The 21,979-nt window shown below is 60.8% G+C and carries 21 protein-coding genes and 1 pseudogene; 3 read left to right on the plus strand and 19 right to left on the minus strand.

Annotation, left to right across the window (positions count from 1 at the left end):
- From AAC126_RS15685 to AAC126_RS15710, 6 genes are all read right to left on the minus strand, one after another.
- Positions 1 to 932: TAXI family TRAP transporter solute-binding subunit (locus tag AAC126_RS15685; protein ID WP_339854946.1), on the minus strand; the 932-nt coding region annotated here is incomplete at its 3' end.
- 284 nt (positions 933 to 1,216) lie between these two features.
- Entirely contained in the window at positions 1,217 to 3,379 is a 2,163-nt protein-coding gene (gene katG / locus AAC126_RS15690) for a catalase/peroxidase HPI (protein ID WP_339854948.1), read from the minus strand.
- A 217-nt stretch (positions 3,380 to 3,596) separates the two neighbouring features.
- On the minus strand, positions 3,597 to 4,703 hold the full coding sequence (locus AAC126_RS15695) for a CaiB/BaiF CoA-transferase family protein (protein WP_339854950.1): 1,107 nt from the start codon (positions 4,701 to 4,703) through the stop codon (positions 3,597 to 3,599).
- A gap of 10 nt (positions 4,704 to 4,713) precedes the next feature.
- Positions 4,714 to 5,868 carry an acyl-CoA dehydrogenase family protein gene (locus AAC126_RS15700; protein WP_339854953.1) on the minus strand — a complete coding sequence of 385 codons (1,155 nt, stop codon included), beginning with the start codon at positions 5,866 to 5,868 and terminating at the stop codon, positions 4,714 to 4,716.
- 36 nt (positions 5,869 to 5,904) lie between these two features.
- Positions 5,905 to 6,486 carry a thiamine pyrophosphate-dependent enzyme gene (locus AAC126_RS15705; protein ID WP_339854955.1) on the minus strand — a complete coding sequence of 194 codons (582 nt, stop codon included), beginning with the start codon at positions 6,484 to 6,486 and terminating at the stop codon, positions 5,905 to 5,907.
- 2 nt (positions 6,487 to 6,488) lie between these two features.
- Positions 6,489 to 7,025, minus strand: a complete 537-nt coding sequence (locus AAC126_RS15710) for a phosphonopyruvate decarboxylase (RefSeq protein WP_339854957.1) — start codon at positions 7,023 to 7,025, stop codon at positions 6,489 to 6,491.
- Positions 7,026 to 7,132: 107 nt separating this feature from the next.
- Between AAC126_RS15710 and AAC126_RS15715 the strand changes: the two genes are divergently transcribed.
- Positions 7,133 to 8,059 carry a LysR substrate-binding domain-containing protein gene (locus AAC126_RS15715; RefSeq protein WP_339854959.1) on the plus strand — a complete coding sequence of 309 codons (927 nt, stop codon included), beginning with the start codon at positions 7,133 to 7,135 and terminating at the stop codon, positions 8,057 to 8,059.
- 78 nt (positions 8,060 to 8,137) lie between these two features.
- Here AAC126_RS15715 and AAC126_RS15720 read toward each other — a convergent pair whose 3' ends face one another.
- The 6 genes from AAC126_RS15720 to AAC126_RS15745 all read right to left on the minus strand — a co-directional run bounded on the left by AAC126_RS15720 (position 8,138) and on the right by AAC126_RS15745 (position 14,049).
- Complete coding sequence (locus AAC126_RS15720) at positions 8,138 to 9,169, minus strand: extracellular solute-binding protein (RefSeq protein ID WP_339854961.1); 1,032 nt, start codon at positions 9,167 to 9,169, stop codon at positions 8,138 to 8,140.
- Between the two features lie 32 nt (positions 9,170 to 9,201).
- A complete protein-coding gene (locus tag AAC126_RS15725; protein ID WP_339854963.1) occupies positions 9,202 to 10,023 on the minus strand; it encodes an ABC transporter permease in 822 nt (273 codons plus the stop codon).
- Positions 10,016 to 10,945: an ABC transporter permease gene (locus AAC126_RS15730; RefSeq protein ID WP_339854965.1), complete on the minus strand. Its 930-nt coding sequence runs from the start codon at positions 10,943 to 10,945 to the stop codon at positions 10,016 to 10,018. The genes AAC126_RS15725 and AAC126_RS15730 overlap by 8 nt, the downstream gene beginning before the upstream one ends.
- Positions 10,942 to 12,015 (minus strand): ABC transporter ATP-binding protein, encoded by a 1,074-nt coding sequence (locus tag AAC126_RS15735; RefSeq protein ID WP_339854967.1) that lies wholly within the window; start codon positions 12,013 to 12,015, stop codon positions 10,942 to 10,944. Before AAC126_RS15735 ends, AAC126_RS15730 begins: the two co-directional genes overlap by 4 nt.
- Positions 12,012 to 13,487, minus strand: coding sequence for an amidase (locus AAC126_RS15740; RefSeq protein WP_339854969.1), 1,476 nt, complete (start codon positions 13,485 to 13,487; stop codon positions 12,012 to 12,014). The genes AAC126_RS15735 and AAC126_RS15740 overlap by 4 nt, the downstream gene beginning before the upstream one ends.
- Before the next feature lie 427 nt (positions 13,488 to 13,914).
- Positions 13,915 to 14,049, minus strand: a complete 135-nt coding sequence (locus AAC126_RS15745; RefSeq protein ID WP_339854970.1) for a hypothetical protein — start codon at positions 14,047 to 14,049, stop codon at positions 13,915 to 13,917.
- 387 nt (positions 14,050 to 14,436) lie between these two features.
- Here AAC126_RS15745 and AAC126_RS15750 point away from each other — a divergent pair, with 387 nt between their 5' ends.
- Entirely contained in the window at positions 14,437 to 15,078 is a 642-nt protein-coding gene (locus AAC126_RS15750) for a TetR/AcrR family transcriptional regulator (protein WP_339854973.1), read from the plus strand.
- A gap of 28 nt (positions 15,079 to 15,106) precedes the next feature.
- On the opposite strand, the gene AAC126_RS15755 is transcribed toward AAC126_RS15750, so the two are convergent.
- The 6 genes from AAC126_RS15755 to AAC126_RS15780 form a co-directional block, all read right to left on the minus strand.
- On the minus strand, positions 15,107 to 15,835 hold the full coding sequence (locus tag AAC126_RS15755) for an ABC transporter ATP-binding protein (RefSeq protein ID WP_339854975.1): 729 nt from the start codon (positions 15,833 to 15,835) through the stop codon (positions 15,107 to 15,109).
- Positions 15,832 to 16,590, minus strand: coding sequence for an ABC transporter ATP-binding protein (locus tag AAC126_RS15760; RefSeq protein WP_339854977.1), 759 nt, complete (start codon positions 16,588 to 16,590; stop codon positions 15,832 to 15,834). The genes AAC126_RS15755 and AAC126_RS15760 overlap by 4 nt, the downstream gene beginning before the upstream one ends.
- Positions 16,590 to 17,384 carry an SDR family oxidoreductase gene (locus AAC126_RS15765; protein WP_339854980.1) on the minus strand — a complete coding sequence of 265 codons (795 nt, stop codon included), beginning with the start codon at positions 17,382 to 17,384 and terminating at the stop codon, positions 16,590 to 16,592. Before AAC126_RS15765 ends, AAC126_RS15760 begins: the two co-directional genes overlap by 1 nt.
- Complete coding sequence (locus tag AAC126_RS15770; RefSeq protein WP_339854982.1) at positions 17,384 to 18,397, minus strand: branched-chain amino acid ABC transporter permease; 1,014 nt, start codon at positions 18,395 to 18,397, stop codon at positions 17,384 to 17,386. Before AAC126_RS15770 ends, AAC126_RS15765 begins: the two co-directional genes overlap by 1 nt.
- Entirely contained in the window at positions 18,394 to 19,302 is a 909-nt protein-coding gene (locus tag AAC126_RS15775) for a branched-chain amino acid ABC transporter permease (RefSeq protein ID WP_339854984.1), read from the minus strand. The genes AAC126_RS15770 and AAC126_RS15775 overlap by 4 nt, the downstream gene beginning before the upstream one ends.
- A gap of 102 nt (positions 19,303 to 19,404) precedes the next feature.
- Positions 19,405 to 20,688, minus strand: a complete 1,284-nt coding sequence (locus AAC126_RS15780; RefSeq protein WP_339854986.1) for an ABC transporter substrate-binding protein — start codon at positions 20,686 to 20,688, stop codon at positions 19,405 to 19,407.
- A 247-nt stretch (positions 20,689 to 20,935) separates the two neighbouring features.
- Between AAC126_RS15780 and AAC126_RS15785 the strand changes: the two genes are divergently transcribed.
- On the plus strand, positions 20,936 to 21,067 hold the full coding sequence (locus AAC126_RS15785) for a hypothetical protein (RefSeq protein ID WP_339854988.1): 132 nt from the start codon (positions 20,936 to 20,938) through the stop codon (positions 21,065 to 21,067).
- 63 nt (positions 21,068 to 21,130) lie between these two features.
- Here AAC126_RS15785 and AAC126_RS15790 read toward each other — a convergent pair.
- Positions 21,131 to 21,979: pseudogene (locus AAC126_RS15790) on the minus strand (cyclohexanone monooxygenase); the annotation flags it as partial.

Raw genomic sequence — 21,979 nt, forward strand, 5'->3', positions numbered from 1 at the left:
GCGGTTTCAAGCACGATCTGCTTGCCCTTGGCATGGCCCTTGTCGAGCAGCTTGCGGGTGTTGTCGTTCCACAGCGCCTTGGTGATCTCGTAGATCAGCTCTTCCGGCTGGTCGGCGCCGGTGATCAGCTGGCCACTGACGGCAACCGTCGGCACATCGTAGGTGATGTTCTGGTAGGTGCCGGCCGGGATCAGGGATTCGACATAATACGGAATGATCGAGTTGATCTCCTTGCGCTCTTCCTCGGAGAACACATAAAGCTCGAAGCCCTTGGTCGAACCAAGCTGGATCAGGGACGCGAACGGCGTGCCGCCTGCATAGAAGAAGGCATCGATCTGACCGTCTGCCAGCCGCTGCGTGCTCTGGGTCAGGTTCAGCTCAAGCTCTTCGGCCTTGATACCGTAATGCTTCAGGATCATCCGCACGGAAACCTGTGTTCCCGATCCGGCAGCCGCGACACCGACCTTCTTGCCGGCCAGGTCCTTCAGGCTGTTCAGCTTGACGCCTTTCGGCAGCACAAGATGCATGTCTTCCGGATAGAGGTTGGCGACCATGCGGATCTTGTCTTTTTTGGCGCCGTCAAATTTGCCTTCGCCATTGAAGCCCTGGGTCACGCTCTGGGCACCGGCGAGACCGGCATCGAGCTGGCCAGCATTGATGGCGTTCACATTGGCGACGGATGCATTGGTCGAGACCGCGATGGCGACCAGACCCGGAACGCCGCAGCTTCCACCCTGATCGCAGGGGCGCGAGCCCGGCGGGTTGGAGATCGCGTTGGCGATCAGGCCGCCGATCGGATAATAGGTCCCGCCAGCGCCGCCAGTGCCGATCCGCCAGAACTTCATGTCTTGTGCATAGGACGGGGCGATTATGCCCGCAGCCGCCACAACGGCGATAAAGGCAGCAACAAACGCCTTAATTCGAAATTTCATCAATCATTCTCCACTTCGCGCAAGACAGAGCACCCCCCTGGTGCAAAACGCTGCGAAGCGTGCCCGCTGACATTGTGCGACGCAATAAATTCTTAACGAAACAGAGGCATTTCACGCGATTATCGCGATAAACAACTAATCATCGCTCGCAAGGGAAGGCAAAACACACCTGCGGCGCCAATTGCACAGCGGCACGGCATAAACCGGACCGAGCTGGAAAAAAGAAAAAGCCCCGCAACAGATCCTGTTGCGGGGCCGGTATTCGGTTTCAGAGAAATGCAGGATCAGGCGATATCGAACCGGCCTGCATTCATGACCTTGGTCCAGGCAGCAACGAAGTCCTTCACGAACTTCTCCTTGTTGTCGTCCTGGGCATAGACCTCGGCGTAAGAGCGCAGGATCGAGTTGGAGCCGAAGACCAGATCCATCCGGGTCGCCGTCCACTTCACCGCACCGGTCTTCCGGTCCTGGATCTCGTATGTGCTCTTGCTGGCCGGGACCCACTTGTAGGCCATGTCACACAGATTGACGAAGAAGTCGGTCGTCAGAGCGCCTTCCTTATCCGTGAAGACACCATGCTTGGTGCCGCCATGGTTTGTCCCGAGCATCCGCATGCCGCCAACGAGAACGGTCATTTCCGGAGCGGTCAGACCGAGGAGCTGGGTGCGGTCGAGCATCAGCTCTTCCGGGCTCACCGCATATTCCTGCTTCTGCCAGTTGCGATAACCGTCGGCAGCCGGCTCCATGGCGTCGAAGGAGTCCGCATCCGTCATCTCGGCGGTCGCGTCGCCACGGCCCGGTGCAAACGGCACCGGCACGGTAAAGCCAGCAGCCTTGATCGCCTTCTCCACGCCGACATTACCGGCAAGGACAATGACATCCGCGAGGCTTGCGCCCGCATCCGTCGCGATCGGGCCGAGTACGGAGAGCGCCTTCTGCAGACGTGCCGGCTCGTTGCTTTCCCAGTCCTTCTGCGGGGCCAGACGGATACGCGCACCGTCCGTGCCGCCACGCATGTCGGAGCCGCGATAGGTCCGGGCACTGTCCCAGGCGGTCGAGACCATCTCGCCGATGGAAAGGCCGCACTCGGCGATCTTCGCCTTGACCGCTTCCACGTTGTAGTCTTTCGAGCCTGCCGGAACCGGATCCTGCCAGATCAGGTCTTCCTGCGGCACGTCCGGTCCGAAGTAGCGGACTTTCGGTCCCATGTCGCGGTGGGTCAGCTTGAACCAGGCGCGCGCGAAGGTTTCGGAGAAGTAATCGAAATCCTTGTAGAACTTCTCACAGATCTCCCGATAGGTCGGATCCATCTTCATGGCCATATCGGCATCGGTCATGATCGGATTGTGGCGCACCGACGGATCGGACGCATCGACCGGCTTGTCTTCTTCCTTGATGCTGACCGGCTCCCACTGGTTCGCACCAGCCGGGCTCTTCTTCAGCTCCCACTCGTGATTGAGCAGCAGATAAAGATAGCCGTTGTCCCATTTGGTCGGATTGGTCGTCCAGGCACCTTCGAGACCGCTGGTGATCGCCATGTTGGCCTTGGCGGTACCGGCCGGGTTGGTCCAGCCGAAGCCCTGCTCGATCACATCGCCCGCTTCCGGCTCCGCGCCAAGCGTACCTGCATCGCCATTGCCATGGCACTTGCCGACAGTGTGGCCACCGACGGTCAGAGCGACGGTTTCCTCGTCATTCATCGCCATACGGGCGAAGGTCTCGCGCACCTGGGCGGCTGTCTTCAGCGGGTCCGGCTTGCCGTTCACGCCTTCCGGGTTCACATAGATCAGGCCCATCTGCACAGCGGCCAACGGGTTTTCCATGGTTGCCGGATTGTCGACGCTGCCATAGCGGCCGTCACTCGGAGCCAGCCATTCCTTCTCGGCACCCCAGTAGGTGTCCTTTTCCGGATGCCAGATATCTTCACGGCCGAAGCCGAAGCCGAAGGTCTTCAGACCCATTGATTCGTAGGCGATATTGCCGGCGAGAATGAACAGATCGCCCCAGCTCACCTTGTTGCCGTATTTCTTCTTGATCGGCCACAGCAGGCGACGTGCCTTGTCCAGACTGGCATTGTCGGGCCAGGAATTCAGCGGTGCGAAGCGCTGGTTGCCGGTCCCGCCGCCGCCACGACCGTCGGCCAGACGGTAGGAACCCGCCGCGTGCCAGGCCATGCGGATCATCAGTCCGCCATAGTGCCCCCAGTCAGCCGGCCACCAGTCCTGGCTGTCGGTCATCAGGGCGTGCATGTCTTTCTTCAGCGCCGCGATATCGAGCTTCTTCAGCTCCTCGCGGTAGTTGAAGTCCTTGCCGAGCGGATTGGTCTTGGTGTCGTGCTGGTGCAGAATGTCCAGGTTCAGGGCATTCGGCCACCATTCCATCGCGTTCATACCGGACGACGTGTTGCCGCCATGCATGACCGGGCATTTGTTCATCTCATTCATCATAGACCCTCCCATCTGGTCCAAGGCATCGCTGACGGGCGGAAACCGTTAGCGCGAATTATAATCATTCTAAAATGACTCAATTCCAGCCAAGCGCAAGAGGGAGATTCAGATTTTTTGGAATTATTCTAATTTACAAAGCTTTGTCCCTCTTGCAGGGACGAGAATGACATCCACACCGTTTGAGGCAAGCGTGAATCGGGCTTATCAGGAAGGGAGATCACACCTTTTGAATAGGCTTTTCGCCAATCCCCGGGACAGGGCCGTAACGGCGCGGTGCCCCGATGAAGATCGCCGCCGGTGCCGGATATGCGACGGCTCCCTCTGGCGTATCGACGGTGATCCGGCGCAAATGCGGATGAGAGGACAGCGCGCCCGTGTCGTTCACCCGGGCAAAGGCGATATCCGCGCCATCCAGCATTTCTTCCAGCGCATCGGCGTCTCTTGCCGCGAAACTGCGCGCCACAAGATTATCCGTCTCCGCCCGGTTCCGGACCCGGACGACGTTCGTCGCAAAACGCTCATCCGTGATCGCACTCTCATCATCGAGAACATGGTGGCAGAGGCTGGCCCATTCCCGGTCGCTCTGGATCGAGATCAGAAGAGACACGCCGTCCCGTGTCTGGAACACACCGTAAGGCGCGATGGAAGGATGCCGGAGCCCCATCCGCTTCGGGGTCTTGCCGCCCTCGTGATTGAGCAGCGGCACGGTCATCCAGTCAGCCATCACATCGAACATCGAGATCCGGATATCCGCGCCCTCACCGCTGATCGAGCGGGCGATAACCGCTTCCAGCACGGCCGCATGCGCGGTCTGGCCGGTCGCGATATCCACGATGGAAACGCCGACCCGCGCCGGCTCCTCCGCCCCGCCCGTGATGGAGCAGAGACCGGATTCAGCCTGGATCAGCAGGTCATAGGCCTTGCGCGCGGCAAGCGGTCCTTCGTCCCCATAACCGCTGATCGACAGCGTGATCAGGCGCGGGTAGGTCTGGCGCAATTCCTCGATCGGAAAACCGAGCCGGGTCAGTGCTCCCGGCTTCAGGTTCTGAACCAGAATGTCCGCCTGTGAGACCAGTTCCCGGAACGCGGCCTTGCCCTCGTCCGAGGCAAGGTTCAGCACCACGGATTCCTTGCCGCGATTGAGCCAGACGAAATAGCTGCTCTGCCCCTTCGCCACGTCATCGTACCCCCGGGCGAAATCGCCCTCCGGCCGCTCGATCTTGATCACCCGCGCCCCGGCATCGGCAAGGCGCGAGGTGCAGAACGGCGCGGCCACGGCCTGCTCAAGAGCAAGCACGGTCAGTCCTTCGAGGGGAAGTCGCATATTCAGTTCCTCAGAATGACCGGGGCATGCCGAGCACATGCTCGGCGACATAGCTCAGGATCAGGTTGGTCGAGATCGGCGCCACTTGATACAGCCGGGTTTCGCGGAACTTGCGCTCGACGTCATATTCGCAGGCAAAGCCGAAGCCGCCATGAAACTGGATGCAGGCATTGGCCGCTTCCCAGGAGGCTTTCGCCGCCAAGTACTTCGCCATGTTCGCCTGGGCGCCGCAGGGCTCATGCGCGTCGAACAGCTTGCAGGCCTCGTATCGCATCAGGTTGGCGGCCTCAATCTCGATATGGGCCTCGGCGATCGGGAACTGCACACCCTGGTTCTGGCCGATGGGGCGCCCGAAAACGATCCGCTCCTTCACATATTCCGTCACCTTGTCGATGAACCAGTAGCCGTCGCCGATGCATTCGGCCGCGATCAGCGTGCGCTCGGCATTGAGGCCGTCGAGGATATACTTGAAGCCCTTGCCCTCTTCGCCGATCAGGTTCTCGACCGGGATTTCCAGATTGTCGAAGAACAGCTCGTTGGTCTCGTGGTTCACCATGTTCGGGATCGGCTGCACGGACATGCCATTGCCGATGGCATCCCGCAGATCGACGATGAAGATCGACATGCCCTCGGACTTTTTCTTCACATCCTCAAGCGGCGTGGTTCGGGCCAGCAGGATCATCAGATCCGAATGCTGAATGCGGGAGATCCAGACCTTCTGGCCGTTGATCACGTACCGGTCGCCCTTGCGTTCCGCCTTGGTCTTGATCTTGGTCGTATCGGTGCCCGTCGTCGGCTCGGTCACCCCCATTGACTGCAAGCGCAGCTCACCGCTGGCGATTTTCGGCAGATAGAGCTGCTTCTGGGCATCGGAGCCGTGCCGCAGCAAGGTTCCCATATTGTACATCTGACCGTGGCAGGCACCGGAATTGCCGCCGGACCGGTTGATCTCCTCCATGATGACGGAGGCTTCGGTCAGGCCGAGACCGGAGCCTCCGAACTCTTCCGGAATGAGCGCGGCCATCCAGCCCGCCTTGGTCAGGGCATCGACAAACTCTTCCGGATAGCCGCGCTTCTCATCGATCCCGCGATGATATTCCGGCGGGAAATCGGCGCAGAGCGCCTGCACTGCTTCACGGATATCGTTGTAGTCGTTGGCAGACATAATTCTCTCCAGTGGGGCGGTTTGTTGCCCGGCAGATCAGATGGTCGAGAGGCCGAGGGCAGCCCGGAAACGGTTCTTTACATGCACGCCATCGCGCGGCGGCAGGGCGCGCGGAAGGTTCTCGGCGGCGATCTTGATCGCGGCGAAGGAGGTGCCGCTCCGTGACTGCATGCGGGTGCGCAGATCGCTCACGCCGTCCATATCCGTCACCACCCGGGTCCAGGGGAAATTCGCCGCCTCGGCAAACCGGGCAAGCTCGATATCCCGGCCCGTGTGGCTGGTCTGCATGCCGGTCTCGCCATAATGCCCGTTATCGAGCACGGCGATGGTCAGGTTCGGCGGCAGCTTCTGACCGATGGAGGCAAGTGCCCCCAGCCCCATCAGCATCTCGCCGTCACCGGTCAGCACCAGAACCGGCTTTTCCCGCTGGGTCATGGCCAGGCCGAAACCGACCGTCGCGGCACTGCCCATGGCGGCCCAGAGGTAATAGTTGAGGTCATGGTCACCGGCGGCCATGGCATCGTAGCTGGGCGAGCCGAGCCCGGTGACAACCAGAAGATCGCCCCGGTCTTCAAGAAGTTTTGCCGTCACGGCGCGGCGGTCGAGAGATCCGGTCATGATCATTTCACCCACTTCTTTTCACCGATCAGGCTTTGTCCGAGCAGCACGGCGCAGGCTTCGTCGCCGTTGAACGCCATGGTGGCGGCTCCATGTACCAGATGCGCAACCTCGTCCGGCTGATCGGCGCGCCATGTGCGAACGCCCATCAGCTTCAACGCCGCTTCGGTCGCCTGCCCCATCGGGTTCTGCCAGGGATTGAACTCCGCCCAGTCGCCCCGCATGGTCACCAGCATCAGCAGCGGGAAGCGGGTCATGGCCTGCAGCGCCAGGGTATTGAGGCAGTTGCCGACGCCGCTGGACTGCATCAGCAGGGCGCCGCGCTCACCACCAAGCCAGGCACCGGAGAGATAGCCGATGCCCTCTTCCTCCGTGGTCAGCGCGAGGGAGGTGATACCGTTATCCTTCTCCGCCTCACGGATCGCCGTGGCGTGTCCCGCATCGGGCACATAGACCAGATGGCGGACATCGAAACTCTTCAGGATCGGCAGGATCTGATCCTGCCAGGACGGGGCCTCTTCGGCGGGCACTGCGGTCATTGCGACTCCAGACCTTGATGAACGGCGGAAAGCTCTGGAGTAGCGCTCACAGAAGCAAAATACGAGAAGCATATTTCTCATTCAGCTATGCCATGATTTAATAGCTTATGGATCTAAGACAACTTCGAACCTTCCTGCATGTCGCCGAGCTTGGCAGCCTGAGCCACGCGGCCGAGCGGCTGCACATCGCCCAGCCTGCGCTCGGCCGTCAGATCAGACTGCTGGAAGAAGACCTTGGCGTTGCCCTGTTCACCCGGCACGGGCGCGGCATGGCTCTGACATCCGCTGGCCGCATTCTGACGGACCGGGCATCGGCGATCCTGCGTCTGGTCGAAGACACCCGCGCCGAGGTCTCCGCAGAGCAGGACGCCGTCAAGGGAGCTGTCTGCCTCGGCGTGCCGCCGACCATCGGGGAAGTGATCGCAGGCCGGATGGCGGAGCGGTTTCTGAGGGATTATCCGGAAGTCACCCTGCGCATCGTCCCGGCCTTCAGCGGCTACCTGCTGGACATGATCCAGCGGGGGGAGGCAGACCTCGCCGTGATGTACGAGACAGGGGCGACAAGCCATATCCGGACCGAACCGCTGATCGAGGAGACGCTCTACCTGATCGGCCCTCCCTCTTCCGATCTGGATATCACGAGCCCCGTCCCCTTTCCGGATCTGGCGGACCTCTCCATGATCCTGCCCGGATCGCGGCATGGCTTGCGTAATCTGCTTGAGAATGCCGCCGGACGGGAAGGTATCGCACTGCGGGTATCGGTCGAGGCGGACGCCTTGCAGACCCTGAAGGAGCTCGTCGCCCGGGGGCTCGGCTATACGGTCCTGCCCCTCGCCGCCGTACATGCGGATATCACGGCCGGCACCCTTCGCGCCGCGCCGATCGCCCGCCCGGCCCTGACCCGGAAAATGGTCCTGACACGCTCCATCGTGCGCCCGGACACCAACGCCGTCCGGATCTTCGCCAGCACGCTGAAAGCGGAGACGGCGGATATGGTCAGTCACGGTATCTGGCAGGGAACGTTGTTGTTTTAGTCTCTTCACTCCGGACAAAAAACAAGGCCCAGGGATATCTCCCTGGGCCTTTCAACAACCAGATCAGGATCCGGCTGATTACTTCTGAAGCTCGGTCCAGATCGCCGTATAGAGATCGCGCGATTCACCTGAGCAGGTCGGCAGGAAGTGACCCGAACTCTTGAGTTCCTCAGGCGTCACGATTTCCGGAGCCGTGCGCATTTCTTCCGGCATGAACTCCGCCGATCCGTCGATGCCGTTCGCATAGCGGGCAAAGGCGGAAATCAGGGCGGCGTTTTCCGGCTCCATGATGAAGTTCTGGAACAGCTTTGCGTTTTCCGGGTTCTTCGCGTCCTTCAGAATGGCAACGGCATCCATCCACAGCGGGTAGCCCTCTTTCGGATAACCGTAGGCGACCTTCGGGTTGTTCAGACGGGCGCGGAAGGTCGAGCCGTTCCAGTTCACGGTTGCCGGATATTCGCCGCTGGAAAGCTTGTCCGTCGTCCCGTAATCCATCGACAGCCATTTCGGCTTCGCGGCGACCAGAACATCGCGCACCTTTTTCAGAACCGTCTTATCCGTCGTGCAGGCTTCGCCACCGACATAGAAGAGAGTCATGTTGATGATGTCGTTCATCTCCGGAACGACATTGACCTTACCGACCAGCTCGGCCGGCGGATCGAGGAAGATCGCCGAGGTATTGATATCGCCGCCATAGACCGAGGTATCCACGGCAACGCCCGTCGTGCCCCACTGCCACGGCACGGTGTAATGACGTTTCGGATCCCAGGGAACATCCTTCCAGCTCTCGGAAACGTTCTTGAAGTTCTCCATCTGGTCGGGACGGCTCTCAAGCAGCAGGCCCTTCTCGACATAGATCGGAACATAGTTTCCGGTCGGCACCACAATGTCGAAACCGTGCCCGCCAGCCTCGATCTTGGTCAGGGCCGTCGTGTTGGAATCATAGTCCGTGACGGTGACTTTGACGTCGTAGGTTTTCTCGAACTTCTTGATCAGGTCGGGGTTGGTGTAGTTGCCCCAGTTATAGATGTTCAGTTCGCCTGCGGCGAAAGCAGTCGTGGACAGTGCCAGCAGGGCAGTCGCGGACATAGCGAGCAATGACGTGCGCATAATGGATCTCCTGTTGTGCGCTTCGGGAGTGTTCAGGCCGATTTGTCGTTCCTTCCGGTCAGGATGAAAAAGGCGGTCAGCAAGAGGATTGTCAGGCCAAGCAGCGCCGTCGAGATCGCGTTGACCTCCGGCGTTATCGCCCGCCTCAACTGGCCAAGCATGTAAGTCGGCAGCGTATCCTGCCCCGCGGATTTGACGAACTCGGTAATGATCACGTCATCCAGCGAGATCACGAAGGACAGCATGGCACCCGCGACGATCCCCGGCGCGACCAGCGGCAGGGTAACACGCCGGAAAGTCTGCCACGGCGTCGCATAAAGATCCGCCGCCGCCACCTCCAGCACCCGGTCCATCCCCTCCAGCCGGGCCCGGATCGGCAAATAGGCAAAGGGCACGCAGAAGGCCGCATGGGCGAGGATCAGATAGGCGAGCCCGGAATACCCGGTCGCCACCTTGATCGAGGCGAAGAAGATCAGCAGCGCCACGGCGGTCACGATCTCCGGCACCATCAGCGGCTGGTTGATCAGCACATAAATCAGCGTGCTGCCGGGAAACTTCGCGGTCCGGGTGGTGCCGAGCGCCGCCATGGTCGCCAGAGTTGTCGCAATACCCGATGCCCAGAGCGCGATCACCAGTGACCGCAAGGTGGCTTCCTGCACCTGCTCATTCTGCGCCGCGACGGCGTACCAATCGAGGGAGAAGCCTTCCCAGAGCGCCACTGAATCGCCCGCATTAAAAGAGTAAAGCACGATAACGATGATCGGCGCATAGAGCGCGGCGAAGCAGATCATTGTGACGGTGGTGAATCCCGGCAATCGTCTTACCGAGAACGCCTTGCGCACGCGCTCAGCCATGCGGCTCCTCCCTCGAGGAGGCCCGGACATAGAGCAGCAGCGCCGCCATCACGATCAGTAGCAGAAGGATCGAGAGCGAAGAGCCGAGCGGCCAGTTCCGGCCCTGCCCGAACTGCAGCTCGATGAAGTTGCCGATCATCATGTTCTTGCCGCCGCCGAGCACGCGCGGCGTCACATAGGCGCCGAGCGACGGCACGAAGACCAGGATCGAGCCGGCCACGATGCCGGGCTTGATGATTGGCAGGATGACCTTGCGGAACACCTGCAGGCGGTTTGCATAGAGATCGTATCCAGCCTCGACCAGCCGGAAATCCAGCCGCTCGATCGCGGCATAGAGCGGCAGCACCATGAGCGGCAGGTAGACATAAGCCATGCCGATCAAAACGGCCGTATCGGTGTAGAGGATCTGGATCGGCTCCACGATCAGCCCGAGCCCCATGAGGCTGTTATTGACGATGCCCTCATTCCGCAGCATCTCGAGAATGGCGAAGGTTCGGATCAGCAGATTGGTCCAGAACGGGATGGTGATCAGGAACAGCCAGAAGGTACGCTGCCTGCCGGACCGGGTGGCGATGAAGTAAGCCGTCGGCAAGCCAAGCGCGAGCGTGATGAGTGTCGTCATCAGGGAAAGCCGGACGGAACGCCAGAAGATCGTCAGATGCGCATCGGCCAACCCGACCGTGTCGTCGAAGATGTCGCGGGAAAACAGGATCTGGAACCAGGCCTTGAAGGACGGCTCCCAGACAACGCCGCTGAAATCGCCGGGCTTGAGGAAGGAATAGACCAGCACGATCAGAAGCGGGCCGGACGCGCCGACCAGAAGCAGCAGGATAGCCGGTAGCGAGAGCAGCCAGTTGCGCCGGATATGGCGGCGTGTCGCCTCCGCTTCCAGAGCCCGCGGCTGCCCGGTTTCGCGTGTCATGCCCCGTCCTCGACAACGCGCAGGGCTCCGGGCGCGAAACGAACACCGACCCGCCCTCCCTTGACGAGGCTCCGGTCGGCTTCCGCCTGCACCCGGGCAACAAGCACGGCGCCATCGCCCAGATCGACATGGGCATGCATGTCCGTGCCGAAATAAACCAGCTCGCTGATCGTCCCCGCCAGAACGCCCTCACCCGCCGGATCGAGCTCAACCTGTTCCGGCCGGATCGAGACGGTGACCTTGCTGCCCATGGCCAGGTCGTCCGGCACAATTGCAGGCACCTTGTTGCCATTGGCCAACGTCACCATGCCTGCTCCCGCCGTCCCGGCCGGCAGAAAGTTGGACTCGCCGATAAAGTCCGCCACGAAACGGTTTGTTGGCGCGTTGTAGATATCGCGCGGCGCACCAACCTGCTGAATGCGGCCCGCGCTCATGACCGCGATCCGGTCTGACATGGTCAGCGCTTCTTCCTGATCGTGCGTGACGAAAATGAAGGTGATGCCCGTATCCATCTGCATCCGCTTCAGCTCGATCTGCATCTGCTTGCGCAGCTTCAGGTCGAGCGCGGACAAAGGCTCGTCCAGCAGCAACACCGAAGGCTTCGGCGCGAGTGCGCGGGCCAGTGCAACACGCTGCTGCTGGCCGCCGGAAAGCTGGGTTGGATAGCGATGGGCCATCTGCTCCATGCGCACCAGCGCCAGAACCTCGTCAACCGCGTGGCTGACCTCTTTCTTGCTCTTGCCGAGCATCTCCAGCCCGAAGCCGATATTCTGCACTACGGTCAAATGCGGGAAGAGCGCATAGCTCTGGAACACCGTGTTGACCGGCCGCTTGAAAGGCGGGTCGGTGGTGATGTCCACGCCGTCCAGCACAATGTTTCCATAAGTCGGCGTCTCGAACCCGGCGATCATCCGCAGCAGCGTGGTCTTGCCGCACCCGGACGGGCCAAGCAGGGTAAAGAACTCGTTGGTCTTGATGTCGACCGACACATCATCGAGCGCGCGGAGTCCGCCGGAAAGAGATCCGAAGACCTTCGTAATCGACTGCGCGGAAACCGCTATGTCACTCATTCAGCCCTCTCTCCCTCACCGGCATGCATCCCTGCGAGCGGCGGGCGCTTGTGAAACCATGGTTGCGCACGTTCCAGCTCGGCGCAAACCCCCATCAGGAGTTCGTCCGCCCCGAAGGGTGCCGCCAGATGCACCCCGATGGGCAATCCCGTCCGTGACCAGGCCAGCGGGACAGACGCTGCCGGCTGGCCCGTGGCATTGAAGGAAGCGGTGTAGGGCGAATAGGCAAACACGCCGTCCGGACCGAGCCGGTAATCGAGATAACTCTCCCGGTCATGCGAAAAACGCCCGACCCTGGCGGGAGGTTCCGCCAATGTCGGGCTGACCAGCAGATCGAACCGGCTAAAGAAAGCCGCCATCTGCCGCCCATAATCATGCACCGTCTCCAGCGCATCGAGATAGGCGGCACCGGATATAGTCTCGGCATAAGCGCAGGCGCTGCGCGAGACCGGCTCAAGATCGTCCGGCAAAAGCTCCCGGCCAAGCCGCTTCAGCTTGTGCTGCACCCCCAGCGCCGTGCCGCAGGCCACGATCTCTGTCCAGGCCTGCATCATGCCCTGCGTATCCGCGTCCGGACGGGCGATCTCGATGTGATGCCCCATATCGGCGAGCAGCCCCGCCGCCGCTTCCGCCGCCGCCGCGCATTCCGGATCGACAGGCTCTCCATCGAATGTCGTTGTGCACAGCGCAACCCGGAGCCCCGTGCGGCTTTGCTCCATAGCATCCATGAAACTTGCCTCTAGTGGCGGCGCCACATAGGGCGCGCCCAGATCCGTGCCGGAGCAAATATCGAGCAACAGGGCGCTGTCCCGCACGGAGCGTGTCAGAAAACCCTCGATGGCCATCCCGCCCCAGCCCTCACCCGACGCGGGACCGTCAGGCAGGCGCGCGCGCGTCGGCTTGAAACCGAAGAGCCCGCAGCTTGAAGCCGGTATCCGGATGGACCCGCCACCGTCCGAGCCATGGGCGGCCGGAACGATACCCGCCGACACGGCCGCACCGGAGCCGCCGGACGATCCGCCCGGCGTATGATCGAGGTTCCAGGGATTGCGGGTCGGCCCACCATAAACCGCAGCCTCGGTCGCACAACCGATGCCACCTTCCGGCGACGTGGTCCGGCCAAAGACCACCAGACCGGCCGAAAGCAATCTTTCAACCAGGGTGGAATTGTAAGAATAGGTCGTGTTTTTCAGAAGCCGGGAGCCATTGTTCCCCGGGAAACCGATGGCCTCCGCTCCGAGATCCTTGAGCAGAAACGGAACACCCGAAAGCGGCCCCTTCGGCACCCCCGCCGCGAGTGTCTCCCGCGCCCGACCGGCCTGAACCTGCGTGACAGCATTCAGCTGTGGATTAAGCGCATCCACCCGGGAGAGCGCGGTCGAAAGCGCCTCTTCGGGGCTGAAATCCCCGGCGGCAATCCGCTGGGCAAGCCCGGTTGCATCAAAATCATCGTAATCGGGCAGGTCCTGCACTCTCACCGTCTCCACTAGCATAACAACAGGCAAGCCAACCAAACCTGCTGATTAAACTCTTAACTAAGACGGGTCCGCGCACAACGTCCATTCTGCTGCTGTCATTCGTATGAACCTGTTTTGACGAACAGAGAGCCATCTGCCTCGGACATTGGTCGATGAAAAATTCATCTCTCCGAAGAATGGCAGAGGACGACAGAAAAACCGCCCTCCTTCGCACATTTTTTTAAAAGCCGACGGAGACTCTAATGGATTGATATATTTGTGAGTTATCTTTCAAACCCAACGCAACCCGGACCAAACAAGCTCCCATATCCGCGTCTCCGGACGGGGTTCCGGACCTCATAGCCGATCCGAAACCCCGGAGGCGATTTGGAACCTATTTTCCGAGGCTGGCACTGGTTGTCTGACAGCCGGCACTTCGGAATTATTTGACCTTTTTACCCCCCAGGGAGGCCAGCGGCTTCGCCGCGAAAGAGTTTGCTGTTGCCAGTATTTTTACTTTTTCTTGTTTTGGCTTTTTGGCCTCTTTGTTTCCGCGCTTGTTGTTACCCTTGGCCATGGTCTTACCTTCCAAAATGCAGCGACACGGTGCCGGAACGGCATGGTGATGACTGCAACTATCGACTGACAGCACCTGGTGCAGTCAGCGATTTCATACTGACATGTCCAAATGACATTGTCAGAGCAACTCTCTGAATTCAGAGGGAACGCCGGTAATTAACCTTAATTTCCAAACTTATAGGCCGGGCCTGTTCAAATGGCGGAGACCGAAAAAATTACAGAGCCAGAAGCAGGCGAACCAGATGCTTGCGCCGAAATCTCTTAACTTTTGAATCCCAGCGGTCCACTCGAATTTCCGTGCCGCCGCCCAAGAGCATCGTGAAGCTTGACAGATTTCTTTCAAAATACGATCAAAATAACAAAGTATTAGGAAGCGCTATTCTCGATGACGAAGTTAACTGCCCTTCGCACTCCCCAACTGCGGGGAATGTCCCGCGAGGAAAAAGCCCGCGAAACCTACAGGCTTATACTGGAAGCCGCGGCGCAGGTGGTTGGAAATGACGGGTACGCCGATGCCTCGATTTCTAAAATCACCCAGCTCGCCGGCGTCGCCCAGGGGACTTTCTACAACTATTTCAAATCCCGCCAAGATGTCCTGAACAAGCTTCTGCCCTATATGGGCCGCCAGATGCTCGATCACATCGCCTCCTCGCTGCCACGCACTCTGGCCGGCCCGGTGCGCGAGGAAGCACGTCTGCGGGCATTTCTGGATTATCTTAATGCCCACCCGGCATTCTACCGCATCCTCTATGAGGCTGAAGTATTCGCCCCCGAAGCCCATGCCGAACATTTCCGCGTGCTGGTCAATGGCTACAAAGGCTCACTCGAGCGCGCGGTCGAGCGTGGCGAGATCCGGGGGTTCGACGAGGTCGAACTGGAGGCGGTGATTTACATGCTGCTCTCGGCACGGTCCTACATCTCGATGCACTATGCCCGGGACGACAATGGCCAGGCCAAAGCCGTCCCCGAGCATGTGATCCAGGCCTACATGAAGATCCTGACCCGAGGATTGTTCTCGCCCGCCTGAAGCCCCCGTATGCCGGAGAGCAGGCGCTTCAGATTGCGAGATACCGCTTCGTGATTTCCTCGTTGGCCCGCAGACCGGCGATCGTATCGCGATAGACGATATGCCCCTTGTCGATCACCGCTGCATCCTCGGATATCCCAAGGCAGAAATGCATGTTCTGCTCGGCCAGGACGATGGTCACACCGGTATCGCGTAACGTACGGATCAGGTCGCCAATGGCCTGAACGATGATCGGTGCCAGCCCCTCCGAAGGCTCATCCAGCAGCAGGACCTCCGGGTTGCCCATCAGGGTCCGGGCGATAGTCAGCATCTGCTGCTCGCCACCGGACATCAGCCCGGCCTTGCGATCCTTCATCCGGGCCAGGATCGGGAACGTGTCGTAGACCCGTTCCAAAGTCCAGTCCCGCTGACCGCGCAGCCCCGGCTTGGCGCCAATCTGCAGATTGTCCTCCACGGAATGCATCGTGAAGACCTGCCGGTCTTCCGGCACATAGCCAATCCCGGCACGGGCAATGATATCCGGACGCGCGCCCGCAAGGTTTTGCCCGGACAGGCTGATCGTTCCCTTGCGTGGTTTGGCGATTCCGGCGATCGCCTTCATGGTCGTGCTCTTGCCCGCACCGTTGCGGCCCAACAGGGCGAGCGTACGCCCGCGCCCGACTTCGAGATCCACGCCGAACAGGATCTTGGAGGCACCGTAGAAGACGTCGATATCCTCGACCTTGAGGATCGTGTCACCATTCATGTCGCCGCTCATTGCGAGACCTCCGCCGTCGTCTCAACGCCGAGATAGGCCTCGATGACCTCCGGGTTGTTGCGAATTTGATCCGCGGTCCCCTGGGCCAGGACCGCGCCGTAACTCAGCACGGTGATGCCCTGGGCGACCTCGAAGACAATGTCCATGTCATGCTCGATGAAGATCAGTGTCATACCGCCCAGCTCCCACAGACGGCGCACTGTCCCGATCATCTGCCAGCGTTCCTCCGGCCCCATGCCGGCGGTCGGCTCGTCAAGCATCAGCACCTTCGGCTCCAGCGCCAGCGCCAGGCCGATATCCAGCAGCTTCTGGTCGCCGTGAGAAATATTCGCGCTCAGCAACCGGGCCACCGATCCCATGCCGAGCAGCTCGATCAGCTCTTCCGTCCGCTGCCGGACATTCCGCGGCGGGAATGCCGAAAGCATTGCCTCCGAGGTGCGGAAGTGGGAGGCGACGGCGCACATCAGCGATTGCTCGACCGTCATGCTCGGGAAGATGCTGGCGATCTGGAAGGCACGGCCGACGCCCCTGCGGACGATATCGACCGGAGCCGCGCCGGCGATATTCTCTTCCCCAAGCAGGATGCGGCCGCTATCCGGCACCAGATGGCCGGTGATCAGATTGAACAGCGTCGTCTTGCCGGCGCCATTGGGGCCGATCACGGCACTGAGAGAGCCGGCGGGGAAGTGCAGCGAGACGTCGTTGGTGGCAACCACGCCACCGAACGACTTTACGACATTCTCCAGGCGAAGCATCAGCGATTCCCCTGTCGGCGCACGCCGCCGTAAGGATGCCAGGAACCGGCACTCAGGAAGCCGGCATCCACCGGGAGCGCGATACCGGTGATGGCGGAGGCCTCGTCGGACGCAAGGAAGGTAACCGCCTTGGCGATCTCCTCCGGCTCGACCATACGGCCCAGCGTCGAATTATCCTCCAGCAGCGTCGAGTCGCGGTGGCCACGGTCGATCTGGTCCTGCAGCGCGGGTGTGCGGGTGTAGCCCGGCTCCACACTATTGACCCTGATGCCCGCGCGGCCCCATTCGGCGGCAAGGTTCATGGTCATGTTCGTCACCGCCGCCTTGCTTGGCGCGTAGGCGTGCAGAGGCACCGAGCGTTCAGCCGTGATTGAGCTGATGGTGACAATGGAGCCGCTGCGCCGCTTCAGCATGCGCAAGCCATAGGCCTTGGCCGTCAGGTAGGTACCGCGCGTATTCACGGCGAGAACGTTGTCGAAAAGCTCCAGAGACAACTCCTCCGGAGGCAACGGCGCCTGCACGATACCGGCCGACGTGACCAGAATATCGGTCGGGCCGACCTCCTTCTCGCTCTTCTCCGCCAACGCTTCGATCGCATCGGCGTCACGCACGTCGACGGCATACCCGACCCCGCCGATCTCGGCCGCTATCTTGCGGGCGGCATCGGCATTCACATCGGCGATGACGACGCGCGCGCCGCGCGCTGCCATGAGACGGGCACAGGCCGCACCAATGCCGCTTGCCCCGCCGGTGATGACCGCGATGCGGTCTTTCAATGATCCCACTTCACTCATCACTTCTTACCATTCCGGTTTTCTGCCGACAGGCGTGCCTGCTGTCGTTCGACCCACCAATCCTTCACGAAGTCCAGGATGCCGCGCCGCAGCCCAAGGACGACGAACATGATCACGGCTCCGATCACGATCTCGGTGTGCGAGGTGTACATCTGGACAACGTCGTTCAGGATGCGCAGCACCACGGCGCCGAGGATCGGACCAAGGAAGACGTTCAACCCGCCGAGCATGATCATGAAGATCGCCTCGCCCGACTGCGCCCAGAAAGCCCATTCCGGATAGGCGCCGGAGGTGAACAGGGCCAGGATCACGCCGCCAACCCCGGCGATGGATGACGAGACCACGAAGCAGATCAGCTTCACCCGGGTCACGTTCACGCCAAGGAAGGCGGCGCGCGTGGCGTTGTCGCGGATCATCCGCAGGGTGTAGCCGAACGGGCTCTCGGTCATGATCCGCATGATCATGACGCACGACACGAAGAGCACCGCGCAGAACACATAGCGGTGATACTGGTCTGCCAGATCGATGCCGAGGAAGACCGGGCGCGGAATGCCCCCCATCAGTCCCTGATCGCCGCCGGTCAGATCGACCCAGCTCAGAATGACGCTGTACAGGAACATCTGGAAAGCGAGCGTGAGGAAGGCGAAGTAGATCTCCGTCAGCCGCACGCAGATCGCACCGATCACCACCGAATAGAGCCCGGTGCCGACGACAGCCGCCACCAGGGCGACAGGCACGGAGCCCGCGCCGAGCACATCGACGAAACCTTCCGACTGCAGCAGCAGGCCGAAAATATACCCCCCCAGCGCGAAGAAAGCGGCGTGTCCGAAGGAGACAAGCCCGGTATAGCCAATCAGCATGTTCAGGGACATGGCCAACAGGCCGGCCGCGAAGATCGACGTCAGAAAGTCCCGCGGCCATGCATGGTCAATGCCGACGCCGATGGCGATCAGCACGACAAGCCCGGCGAGCGCGAGCAACAGATCGCGCCGAAACTCAACAAACAAGCTCATCGTGCGCCTCCCTGCCCGAGCAATCCGGTCGGACGGAAGATCAGCACCAGCGCCATGATCATGAACATTGCGCCATCAACGAAGAGCGGAAAGCCGACGCTGCCGATGGACCGGGTCAGCCCCAGGATGATCGCCGCAAGGAAGGCGCCGGGGATCGACCCCATGCCGCCGATGACCGTCACGATGAAACTTTCAACGAGAATGCCAAGCCCCATGCCCGGCGTCAGCGAACGCACGGGCGCCGCCAGCGCACCGGCCGCGCCTGCAAGCGCGCACCCGAAACCGAACAGCAGCGCAAAATAGATGTTCACCCGGATGCCAAGCGCCGAGACCATCGGCGCGTTCAGCGCCGCCGCCCGCACGATCTTGCCAAACCGGGTCTTGGTGACGAGAAACAGGGAGCCCAAACCGATCGATACGGTAATCCCGACCAGGAACAGGTAGAACGGGGGCACGAAGCCGCCAGCCACACGGAACGGCGGCAGCCGGAACTCCGCCGGGATGCCCATCGCCAGATATTCCGCTCCCCAGATGATCTTCACCAGATCGTCGACGATGAGAATGAAGGCGTAGCAAACCAGGAGCTGCATCAACAGGTTCTGGCCATAGACCCTGCTGATGATAAGTCGCTCGAACAGAATGCCGCATATCCCGGCCCCTACGGCTCCGACCAGAGCCGCCAGGAAGTAGTTCCCGGTCAGGTGATAGACGGTATAGGCGAAATACGCGCCCACCATATAGAAGCTGCCATGGGCGAAATTGATGACATTGAGCACGCCGAAGATCAGCGTGACACCGGATGCCACCAGAAAGAGCAGCATGCCGATGATCAACCCGCTCGTCATCTGGTTCACCAGGCATGCGGAGGTCGACAGACAAGCGGCAAGCGCGTCGAAATCAAACATTGGGTTTAATCCTTAGAGACCGACAGACACGGGCGCCGGAAGGTAACCGGCGCCCTGTGTGAGTCCGGGCGGAGCGCTTACAGCTCCGCCCGGACAGCAGAATCAAGCGTAACCGTTGCGCTTTTTCCACTCGCCCTCGTGCTTGTAGATCTCCGACCATGCGGTCTGGTCGAAATCCACCACGTAGGGCTCGTCAACGATGGTCTTGCTGTATCCCACCATGTAGTTGACCAGCGTGTGATCCTCTTCACGGAGGGTCAGGGTGCCGTCAACGCCAAAGGGCGAGTTAATGCTCAGACCCGTTGTGGCTGCCGCCATCTTCTCGGTATCGGTATCGCCGCCGGTCTTCTTCAGTGCTTCCGCGACAAAGTTGATCGCGGCCGCGTTCTGCCAGGCCCAGTTGGTCGGCAGCACGTTGGAATGAGCCATGAAATCGTCGTACCAGGCTTCATTCTCGGGCGTGTTCGGGATGTCCTTGTGGTAACGGCTACCGGAATACACACCGGCAGGACGGCTCTTGATCGCCGACAGCACCGGATAGTCGCCGAGATTCACCGCGAAGGCCGTGAACTGGTCGAACAGGCCATACAGGCTCGCCTGATCGAAGAACGACACCAGATCGCCACCCCAGAGGCAGGAATAGACCGCTTGCGGCTGGGCGTTCAGCAGCGCCGTCACGTTCTCGGTATAATCCGGCTGGAACAGTTTCGGCCAAGTCTGCTCGATGATCTCGATGTCCGGGGAGAAGAGCTTCACATATTCCATGAACTCATCGGTATTGGCCCGGCCATAGGCATAGTCGGGCGAAACCGTTGCCCATCTTTTCAGGCCCTTTTCCTTGGCCACCTTGGCCGCGACCAGGCCGCCGCCGACCGCGTCATGAATACCCTGGCGGCAGCTGCGGAAGACCCACGGAACCTGGTTCTTCGGATCGGCCGTCAGCGACGATGTCTCGGAGTTGGTGTGGATGCAGTACTGCTTCATGTCCCGCACCACCTCGTTCACGGCAAACGAGGCGCCGGAGGCTTCGGCATCGATGATGATTTCGCAGCCTTCATTGTTCACGAGATCGCGGGTCATGCGCGCCGCCTCATCCGGCTTGGCGCGGGAATCACGGGTGACCAGCTCGAGCATGCGGCCTTCGATACCGCCGGCCTCGTTGATCTTGCGGACTTCGTTGGATGCGGCGGCCACGGAGGACTCGCCAAGGATGGCCACACGGCCCGACAGGATCGTCGGCATACCAATCTTGATCGGCTTGCCAGCGGCCTTCAGGTAGGCAGGAAATCCTGTGACAGCAGTACCGACGGCAGCCACCGCGGCGGCGCCCTTCAGTACGGTGCGGCGGTCTATGCCCGGGCGCAAGCGCGGGGATGTCTTCTTCATAACGTTCCTCCATTGATTGCGATCCTGGCCCCAGTGAGCGTGAGCAAACTTGCGGCAGGTTCGTCATTTTGAATTTGGCCTTATCCCCTGCAGCTTGGAGATCATGCGAACGAACTGTCAAGAAAAATGAACCGTGGCTCATTAATTACTTATTGGACATTATATCGTCTCTTTTTGGCGTCATCCGGAGATCGTGAATACTAAGCCTTGCCGCCCCGTCACCATGAATGCGCGCATATATATTTGAATGAAATCACCCTACGGATGCAGCGTGACGACGGTCCCGGACATGGGCCAGATCTGCGAACTCGCCCCGGAAGGCAGGCGCGATGAGATGGCGGCACCAGGGCAGGCGCCGGAACAGCTCTTCAATTATTGATTTTCAACCAGCATCAACGGAAGCCCTGCACCGGTGATGCTGGTTACTGAAATCCGTTCAGGATCAGCTTGAGGCAGTCACCGCGCCGGGCGACGAGACAGCAGCCTTGCCATCCATCACAAACCCCTCATATCCGTTGGCCGCGATCCCGTCACAGATCCCGCGATATCGGGCCATGCCGCCGGCATAGGGCATGAAGACCCGCGGCTTGCCGGGCACATTCGCGCCTAGATACCAGGAATGCCCTGCCTGCGGCAGCAGGGTGGCGTTGGCGACGTCGTTGACATGCTCGACCCAGTCCGTGACGGCCTGCTCTGCCGGCTCGACCCGCTCGACACCCCGCTTTTCCATCTGTTCAATACAGTCGGTTACCCATTCGACATGCTGCTCGATGGCAACCGGCATATTGCAGAGTACCGACGGGCTGCCCGGCCCGGTAATGGTGAACAAGTTGGGGAAGCCCGCGACCTGAAGCCCAAGATAAGTACGCGGCCCGGCCTCCCAAGCAGTGTTCAAGGAGACCCCGTCACGACCGACGATGCCGAGCTTGAGCAACGAGCCGGTCATCGCATCAAAACCGGTGGCGAAAACGATGACGTCGAGCTCGTATTCCTTCTCCGACGTCCGTATCCCCTTTTCGGTAATCTCGACGATCGGGGTTTTGCGCAAGTTCACGAGGCTGACATTGTCTCGGTTGAAGGCCTCGAAATAGCCGGTATCGATCGGCGGTCGTTTGGTCGCAAAGGGATGATCGATATCGGACAGAGCCTCGGCTTTCTCAGGATCCGTCACGATCTCCCTGATCTTGCTCTTGAGGAAGTCGGCCGCCGTGTCATTCGCCGCCTTGTCGAGCAGCAGATCCTGGAACACCGCCCTGAACCGCAACCCGCCGACCTCCCAGGCCTTCTCGTA

The organism is uncultured Nisaea sp. (genome assembly GCF_963974195.1).
Taxonomy (GTDB): domain Bacteria; phylum Pseudomonadota; class Alphaproteobacteria; order Thalassobaculales; family Thalassobaculaceae; genus Nisaea.